The following is an 8,001-nucleotide window of genomic DNA, read 5'->3' as shown; positions in this document are numbered from 1 at the left end:
GGGCGGCCCGGTCGCGTGATCCATCGCGGGCCGTGGTGGGTTACGCCTCCGCCGGGTGACGGACGTTGGCGTTGACCCAGTCGACGATCGCGGTCGTCGTCGCGCCGGGGGTGAAGATCTCCGCGACGCCCTGTTCCTTCAGCGGGGCGATGTCCGCCTCCGGGATGATGCCGCCGCCGAAGACCTTGATGTCCTCCGCGTCGCGCTCCTTGAGCAGTTCGATGACCTTCGCGAAGAGCGTGTTGTGCGCCCCCGAGAGGATGGAGAGGCCGATCGCGTCGGCGTCCTCCTGGATCGCCGTGTCCACGATCTGCTCGGGCGTCTGGTGCAGTCCCGTGTAGATGACCTCCATACCGGCGTCGCGCAGGGCCCGCGCGATCACCTTCGCCCCGCGGTCATGGCCGTCGAGGCCCGGCTTGGCCACCACGACACGGATCGGACCGGTCACACCCATCACTGCCTCCACCTGCGTCTCCCGTGCCTGAGGGCCGGGGATGTGAACGAACGTTATCCACAGCATCCCGCAAGCCGCCGTTTCGCGGTGGACCGGGAGGGGGAAATCACATCCGGGACGTTGCTCACGGGCACCGGTCCGAGCCCGCGGCCCACGCGCCGTGCGGGACCGGGGGCCCGCGGACCCGCATCGGGTCGCCGTATCACCGCGCCGGCAGCCGCACGGCGCGGTGATACGGGCCGCCGAGCCGCCCCTCAGCAGTGAACCGCCCCGACGGGGATCGCCACGGAACGCCACGCCGCCCCGGCCGCGCGCACCCCGGTCCTGCGTGCCCCCGTCCCGCGCGCCGGTTTCGCACGCCGGTGCCGCCGTCGCCGCGCCGGTTCGGCGCCCGCCGCGCAAACCGAACAAACTTCGAACATAGAGCCAAGGCTGAGTACGCCCGCTGCCGAAAGACGGCCGATTGCCCGTTTTCCCGCGCGCCCCAGAGCCGTCGAAGATTGTCGGCGGCGGATACCGCCGGGTACAGTCGCGGCCACTGCTCACCCCCGGAGCCCCGCGCTCCGGGCACTGGTCCTGCTGCCGAGGCGAGAGAGAAGTTGGTGAACGACCAGCACCCCCACGCCGGGTATGCCGGATACGACGGCTACGCCACCGGCACCCTGGACGCCACGGGCAGCTTCGAGACGGACCCGCTCTTCGGTTCCTACCCCGGAAACGGCACCGGCACCGGCTACGGCGGCGGTTACGACGCCTCGTACAACACCTCGCAGGGCCAGGGCATCCCGTACACGGGCGGTGCGGCCGGATACGGCACGTACGACACCACGCAGTGGGACACCGGCGCCCACCAGACCCTCGGGACGGACGGAACCGGCGGGTTCGACGGATATCCCGCCCACGCCGACCAGGCGCAGCAGCACCCGCCGTACGACGCGGCCCCCTACGAGGGCACCCGGTACGACGGATCACCGCAGTACGACACCACGACGACCTGGCTGCCGAGCGAGGGCTACGCCCCCGGCGTCCCGTCCCAGGGCGGCGCGCCGGACACCTCCGGCCAGTGGGACACCACCACCTGGACCACCGCCCCCGCATGGCCCTCCGACGACACCGCCTCGTACGACACCGGCATGTACGACGCCACCGCCTGGAACACCGGCGCCACGCCCGGACACGCCGAGCAAAATGTGCAAAATCCGGTCGTCTCGAACGAAGCCGAACAGCATCCCCCGGCGGAGACGTACGAGAGCGGCTACGAAACCTTCGCCCAGGGCTCCGGTGACTACGACCCGTACGAGCCCTACCGCACCGCCGGTGAGACCGGCGAGGAGGCCGGGAGCCACCCGGAACCGGCCGACGACACCGCCCACGACGCCGTCGACGGCCCCGGCATTCCCGGCAGCGAGGACGGCACGCACCAGGGCCCGGCCGGCGACGACCACCGTCCCGCCGCCCGCCCCGCCCCCCGGAGCGCGGGCCGCAGCCGCCGGCGTTCCCCCGCGAAGCGCTCCGCACTCCTCACCGTCGCCGTTCCCTCCGCCTGCGTGATGAGCGTGGCCGGGATCGCCGCCGCCTCCGTGAGCGGCATGGGCGGCGACGAGGCGAAGAAGGACGCGACCACCACCATGGCCGCCGACGACACCGTCAAGCCGGCCGTGGCCAACGACAAGCTGGACACCCAGCTCGCCAACCTCAGCGCCGACGCGGAGAACTTCGCGGACCGGGCCAGCCGCACCCAGGAGCGCATCGACCTGAAGGCGCGCCAGGCGGCCGAGAAGCAGCGGCGCGAGGCGGAAGCCGCCCGCAAGGAGGCCCTGCGCCCCAAGTTCGTCATGCCGGTGAAGCAGCACGGCCTGAGCGCGTACTTCGGGCAGGCGGGCGTCAACTGGATGTCCGTCCACACGGGCATCGACTTCCCGGTCCAGTACGGCACGCCGGTCATGGCCGCGACGGACGGCACCGTCCGCACGCAGTACAACAGCGCCTACGGCAACATGGCCATCGTGACCATGGCCGACGGCACGGAGACCTGGTACTGCCACCTCAGCAGCACCCGCATCCGCTCGGGCCACGTCAAGGCCGGCGATGTCATCGCGTACTCCGGCAACTCCGGCAACTCCACGGGCCCGCACATGCACTTCGAGGTGCGGCCCGGCGGCGGTGCGGCGATCGACCCGCTGCCGTGGCTGCGCGGCCACGGCGTGAACCCGAACTGAGCACCGCCGGACCGGTCGGGACCGGGAACGAACGGCCGGAGCCCCGGGGCTCCGGCCGTCGCGCGTCTCTCAGAGCTTCTGCACCGGCGCGTACCGCAGGAGCAGCTTCTTCGGACGGCCGTCGCCGAAGTCGACCGTGGCCTTCGCCTGGTCGCCGACGCCCTCGACCGTCGTCACCGTGCCCAGGCCGAACTGGTCGTGCGTGACGCGGTCGCCCGCCACCAGAGTGATCGTCGGCTTGTCCGAGGTCCGCCGGGTCGCGAAGCCGGACGGGCCGGAGCGGGCGCGGGAGGCGGAGAGCGACGACGTGATGCCCGAGGTGGGTCCGGCCGGAGCGGCCATCGGGCCCTTGCGCTTCCAGTCCAGGTGCTGCTCCGGGATCTCCTCCAGGAAGCGGGACGGCGGGTTGTACGAGGGCTGGCCCCAGGCGCTGCGCATGGCGGCCCGGGTGAGGTAGAGCCGCTCGCGGGCGCGCGTGATGCCGACGTAGGCGAGGCGGCGCTCCTCCTCCAGCTCCTTGACCTGGCCGAGCGCCCGCATGTGCGGGAAGACGCCGTCCTCCATGCCGGTCAGGAAGACGACCGGGAACTCCAGTCCCTTCGCGGTGTGCAGGGTCATCAGCGTGATGACACCGGAGCCGTCCGTGTCCTCGTCGGGGATCTGGTCGGAGTCGGCGACGAGCGCGACCTGCTCCAGGAACTCGGCGAGCGTGCCCGTGCCCTCCTCCTCGCCCCGGTCCTGCTCGAATTCCAGGGCGACGGCGGCCAGCTCCTGGAGGTTCTCGATGCGGGTCTCGTCCTGGGGGTCGGTGGACGCCTGGAGCTCGGCGAGGTAGCCCGTGCGCTCCAGGACCGCCTCCAGCACGACGGCCGGGCCCGCGCCGGACTCGACGACCGTGCGCAGCTCCTCCATCAGCGTGTTGAACCGCTTCACGGCGTTGGCGGAGCGGGCGGCCATGCCGTACGCCTCGTCCACGCGGCTCAGCGCCTGCGGGAAGGTGATCTTCTCGCGGAGCGACAGGGCGTCGATCATCGCCTCGGCGCGCTCGCCGATGCCGCGCTTGGGCACGTTGAGGATGCGGCGCAGCGGGACGGTGTCCTCGGGGTTGGCGAGGACGCGCAGGTAGGCGAGGACGTCCCGGACCTCCTTGCGCTCGTAGAAGCGCACGCCGCCGACGACCTTGTAGGGCAGGCCGACGCGGATGAAGATCTCCTCGAAGACGCGGGACTGGGCGTTCGTCCGGTAGAAGACGGCGACGTCCCCTGCCTTGGCGTCGCCCGCGTCGGTGAGCCGGTCGATCTCCTCGGCGACGAACTGCGCCTCGTCGTGCTCGGTGTCCGCGACGTAGCCGGTGATGCGGGCGCCGGTGCCGGCGTTGGTCCAGAGGTTCTTGGGGCGGCGGCTCTCGTTGCGCTCGATGACGGCGTTGGCGGCGGAGAGGATCGTCTGCGTGGAGCGGTAGTTCTGCTCCAGCAGGATCGTCGTCGCGTTCGGGTAGTCCTCCTCGAACTGGAGGATGTTGCGGATGGTCGCGCCCCGGAACGCGTAGATCGACTGGTCGGCGTCGCCCACGACGCACAGCTCGGCGGGGGCGTCCTCCGGGCCTGTGGGGCCGACCAGCTCGCGGACGAGGGTGTACTGGGCGTGGTTGGTGTCCTGGTACTCGTCGACCAGGACGTGCCGGAAGCGGCGGCGGTAGTGCTCGGCGACGTCGGGGAACGCCTGGAGCAGGTGGACCGTCGTCATGATGATGTCGTCGAAGTCCAGCGCGTTGGCCTCGCGCAGCCGCGCCTGGTACATCGCGTATGCCTGGGCGAGCGTCTTCTCGAACCCGTCGGCCGCCTGACCGGCGAAGGTCTCCTCGTCGATGAGCTCGTTCTTGAGGTTGGAGACCTTGGCGGTGAAGGACTTCGGCGGGTAGCGCTTGGGGTCCAGCTCCAGATCGCGGCAGACCAGGGCCATCAGGCGCTTGGAGTCGGCGGCGTCGTAGATGGAGAACGAGGAGGTGAAGCCGAGCTTCTTGGACTCGCGGCGCAGGATGCGGACGCAGGCGCTGTGGAAGGTCATGACCCACATGGCGTTGGCCCGCGGCCCGACCAGCTGCTCGACGCGCTCCTTCATCTCGCCGGCGGCCTTGTTGGTGAAGGTGATGGCGAGGATCTGCCCGGGATGCACCCCGCGCTCGGCCAGCAGGTGGGCGATGCGGTGGGTGAGCACACGGGTCTTGCCGGAGCCGGCACCGGCGACGATGAGCAGGGGCGACCCGGAGTGCACCACGGCGGCGCGCTGCTCGGTGTTCAGCCCGTCGAGCAGGGCCTCCGGGTCGATGACGGGGCGGTGCGCGCCGTCGCGGTAGTACGCGTCGCGCGCCGGCGGCGGCCCCTCGAACACGCCCGCGAAGAGGTCCTCCGGCACCGCTTCGGGTGCGGGGCCCTCGGGGGGCGGCGGGGGCCCTTCCTCCTCGTGCTGGAGGCCGGCCAGGAAACTGTCGTCAAAGAGGCTGCTCATCGCTGTCCGAGTCTAAGGCGCCCGACTGACAGCCGACCCCGCTCCCGGAAGGTCACGAAAATGTATCGGGCATATCGCACACCGACCTTCCCAGCGGCCCCTCCCGTTGGCTAGCGTGCTCGTTCGGACGGCCCGTACCCCCAGTGGCGACCCACGCCGAGCGGGCCCCGCGCCGAATCCGGGCCCGCCCGGAGCCGGGGGCCCACACGCAACACCGGGGTGAATCGGTCCGCCCCCCACCGGACCGTAGGGCAGCCTTCCGTTCCGCCCGAACCCGACAGCTAACCCGGCAGGCGGTCCACGGAAGGAGATGCCGGCCTTGGCGTCGCATCGCAAACCGCGCACCCGCATACGCTCCACCGCCCCCGCCGTGGGACTCACCTCGGCCGCGCTGGCCTCGGTCACGCTGCTGTCCTCGCAGAGCGCGCTGGCCGCCCCGGCGCCCCCCAGACCGAGCATCGAGGAAGTACAGAAGAGGGTCGACGACCTCTACCGGCAGGCGGGCACCGCGACCCAGAAGTACAACCGGGCGAAGGAGGCCACGGACAAGCAGCGGAACCGGGTGGACACGCTGCTCGACGACGTGGCCAAGCGCACGGCCGAACTGAACGACGCCCGCAGGACCCTCGGCAACTACGCCGCCGCCCAGTACCGCAACGGCGCCCTCGCGCCGACCGCGACCTTCTTCCTGGCCGACGATCCGCAGTCGTTCTTCGACCAGACCCACCTCATGGACCGGATGGCCGAGCGCCAGCAGCAGGCGGTCACGGACTTCCGAACGCGGCAGGCGAAGGCGTCCGAGCAGCGGGCCGAGGCCGTGAAGGGCCTGGAGACGCTGACCGAGTCGCAGGCGGCGCTGCGCACCAGCAAGCAGAACGTCCAGAAGAAGCTGACCGAGGCGCGGACCCTGCTGTCGAAGCTGACCGCCGAGGAGAAGGCGCGTCTGGCGGAACTGGAGCGCAAGAAGGAGGCGGAGGCCCGGCGCAAGGCGGAGGAGCTGGCGAAGAAACAGGCCGCCGCCCGGAAGGAGGCCGCGCGCGAGGCCGCGAAGTCGGAGGGAAGCGGTACGGAATCGGGCACGGAGACGGGCTCCGGCTCGGGGTCGGGCTCGGGGACCGGCGCGGACTCCGGCACCAGCGCCAGCACGAAGGCGGAGAAGGTCCTCGCGTTCGCCCGCGCCCAGATCGGCAAGCCGTACGTGTGGGGCGCCACCGGGCCCGCCTCGTACGACTGCTCGGGGCTGACGCAGGCGGCCTGGAAGGCCGCGGGTGTGGACATCCCGCGCACCACCTGGGACCAGGTGAAGATCGGCACCCGGGTCGCCACGGCGGATCTCCAGCCCGGTGATCTGGTGTTCTTCTACGACGACATCAGTCACGTCGGGATCTACAAGGGCGACGGGATGATGATCCACGCGCCGAAGCCCGGGGCGAACGTGCGCGAGGAGTCGATCTACTACATGCCGATCTACGGCAGCGTGCGCCCGGCCTGACCGGTCCTGCGGGGATGCCGGGCCGGCCCGTACGGGACCGGCCCGGTGCCGGCCGTCAGGTCCAGAGCGTGGCGATGAAGATGTTGGCGAGGGTCAGGGCGCCGACCGCCCCGAAGAAGCCCTTGTCCACCTTCTCCTCGTCCCGCTTGACGTAGACGAGCGCCAGGATGACGACCAGGATCAGCAGCTTGACGCCTATCTTGATGTTGTTCACCGGGTGGTCCTCGGCCTGGTGGAGGCCGACCAGGGCGACGCCGGTGACCAGCATCGTCAGCGCCCCGTGCAGCATGCCGGGGACGAACCGGGCGGTACCGGTCCGCAGCGCCTTCATCTGGCCGAGGAATCCGCCGAGCAGGGCGGCGATGCCGATGATGTGCAGAGCGACGACGAAATCGATGAGTACGCGCATGTTCCGCACCATAGCCGCGGCACTCCCGGCCACTCACGGGCAGGGTGTGGATAACTCACCGTTTGAATGATGAATGCACTTTTTGCCTGCATCTGCGGCAATTACGGCTATCACTTCCGGTCATTCACGGCCGTTTGGCAACAATGCCACGCCAAGAGCGGGCAATAGCCGCCATTACGTCTCCGGCCCGTGTCCTCGGATTAGCGTCCCTTCCCGGTGGCAGGCCCGGGCAGCGCCCTCGCCGGACCACCGAAGGAGCCCGCCGGTATACCCCGCCGGGCAGTCGCACGGAAGGACGCCCGCCCTCGTGGCAGCGCATCGCAAACCCAGGCAGCGTTTCACCACCGGTTCCGCGGCACGCACCGCGGCGACCCTCGCCTTCGCCGGCGCCGCGACGGCCGCCGTGCTGCCGGGAGCCGCGCACGCCGACCCCACCCCCACCGCGGCGCAGGTCAAGGCCCAGGTGGACCGGCTCTACCGGGAGGCGGAGGTCGCCACCGAGAAGTACAACGGCGCGAAGACCGAGGCGGCGGCAGCCGCCAAGTCCGTCGACGCCCTGCGCGACGAGGCCGCCCGCAGGACCCAGCGCCTCAACGCCGCCCGCGACGTGCTCGGTGCCTACGCCGCCGCGCAGTACCGTTCCGCCGGGCTCGACCCCTCCCTTCAGCTCGCGCTCTCCTCCGACCCGGACCAGTACCTGCGCCGCGCCACCTACGCGGAGCGGGCCGGGGAGCGCCGGGCCACCGAGGTCCGCTCGGTGCGGCGCCAGGTCGCGGAGATCGCCCAGGTACGCGCCGAGGCGGCCGGCAAGCTGACCGAGCTGGCCGCCCGGCAGGCCGCGACCGAGAAGCACCGCGCGACCGTCCGCGCCAAGCTCGCCGAGGCCCGCCGCCTGCTCGCCCGCCTCACCCCGGCCGAG

Annotated in this window: 5 protein-coding genes, 1 pseudogene and 1 riboswitch; of the genes and pseudogenes, 3 read left to right on the top strand and 3 right to left on the bottom strand. The window is 71.3% G+C overall.

Annotated elements, in window-relative coordinates:
- Window positions 1-40: 40 nt before the first annotated feature.
- On the bottom strand, window positions 41-454 hold the full coding sequence (locus MHW47_RS28840) for a cobalamin B12-binding domain-containing protein (protein WP_239226697.1): 414 nt from the start codon (window positions 452-454) through the stop codon (window positions 41-43).
- A gap of 602 nt (window positions 455-1,056) precedes the next feature.
- On the opposite strand from MHW47_RS28840, the gene MHW47_RS28835 reads away from it, so the two are divergent.
- Window positions 1,057-2,673, top strand: coding sequence for a M23 family metallopeptidase (locus tag MHW47_RS28835; protein ID WP_239226696.1), 1,617 nt, complete (start codon window positions 1,057-1,059; stop codon window positions 2,671-2,673).
- 69 nt (window positions 2,674-2,742) lie between these two features.
- Here the strand turns inward: MHW47_RS28835 and pcrA are convergent, their stop codons facing one another.
- On the bottom strand, window positions 2,743-5,181 hold the full coding sequence (pcrA, locus tag MHW47_RS28830) for a DNA helicase PcrA (protein ID WP_239226695.1): 2,439 nt from the start codon (window positions 5,179-5,181) through the stop codon (window positions 2,743-2,745).
- Window positions 5,182-5,341: 160 nt separating this feature from the next.
- A riboswitch (cyclic di-AMP (ydaO/yuaA leader) is annotated at window positions 5,342-5,493 on the top strand.
- Between pcrA and MHW47_RS28825 the strand changes: the two genes are divergently transcribed.
- Window positions 5,492-6,673 carry a C40 family peptidase gene (locus MHW47_RS28825; RefSeq protein WP_239226694.1) on the top strand — a complete coding sequence of 394 codons (1,182 nt, stop codon included), beginning with the start codon at window positions 5,492-5,494 and terminating at the stop codon, window positions 6,671-6,673. It overlaps the preceding riboswitch by 2 nt.
- A 55-nt stretch (window positions 6,674-6,728) precedes the next feature.
- On the opposite strand, the gene MHW47_RS28820 is transcribed toward MHW47_RS28825, so the two are convergent.
- Window positions 6,729-7,082, bottom strand: a complete 354-nt coding sequence (locus MHW47_RS28820) for a hypothetical protein (RefSeq protein ID WP_239226693.1) — start codon at window positions 7,080-7,082, stop codon at window positions 6,729-6,731.
- 307 nt (window positions 7,083-7,389) lie between these two features.
- Here MHW47_RS28820 and MHW47_RS28815 point away from each other — a divergent pair.
- Window positions 7,390-8,001, top strand: a pseudogene (locus MHW47_RS28815) (NlpC/P60 family protein); the annotation flags it as partial.

The sequence above is a fragment of the Streptomyces sp. OfavH-34-F genome (genome assembly GCF_022347745.1).
Classification (GTDB): Bacteria; Actinomycetota; Actinomycetes; order Streptomycetales; family Streptomycetaceae; genus Streptomyces.
This window is presented reverse-complemented; position numbering and strand designations above follow the sequence as displayed.

Excerpts from the sequence above, each read along its gene's own strand:
- MHW47_RS28840 (WP_239226697.1), bottom strand. The coding sequence starts at position 454 with ATGGGTGTGACCGGTCCGATCCGTGTCGTGGTGGCCAAGCCGGGCCTC.
- pcrA (WP_239226695.1), bottom strand. The coding sequence starts at position 5,181 with ATGAGCAGCCTCTTTGACGACAGTTTCCTGGCCGGCCTCCAGCACGAG.
- MHW47_RS28825 (WP_239226694.1), top strand. The coding sequence starts at position 5,492 with ATGCCGGCCTTGGCGTCGCATCGCAAACCGCGCACCCGCATACGCTCC.
- MHW47_RS28820 (WP_239226693.1), bottom strand. The coding sequence starts at position 7,082 with ATGCGCGTACTCATCGATTTCGTCGTCGCTCTGCACATCATCGGCATC.